This is a genomic window from Streptomyces katrae, from assembly GCF_000966975.1.
Classification (GTDB): Bacteria; Actinomycetota; Actinomycetes; order Streptomycetales; family Streptomycetaceae; genus Streptomyces; species Streptomyces katrae.
Genome location: NZ_JZWV01001853.1, coordinates 1 through 210 on the forward strand (window position 1 = coordinate 1; position 210 = coordinate 210).

The following is a 210-nucleotide window of genomic DNA, read 5'->3' on the forward strand; positions in this document are numbered from 1 at the left end:
GGGGCGGGTACGGGCCGCTGCGGGAGGCCGGGGGCTGCGGGCGCGAACCCGGCACCGGTGCCGGCACCCTCGTACGGGGCGTTGCCCTGGCCGCCGCGCGGGCCGTTGCCCGGGGCGCCGTCGAAACCGCCGCGCGGGCCGTTGCCCGGGTTGCCGTCGAAGGCGCCGCCCGCGCCGTTGCCGGGGCGGGGCGCGGAGGAGCCGTAGCTC

1 pseudogene is annotated in these 210 nt (G+C 82.9%); it reads right to left on the reverse strand.

From position 1 onward, the window contains the following. Nucleotides 1-210: pseudogene (locus VR44_RS40805) on the reverse strand (FHA domain-containing protein); the annotation flags it as partial.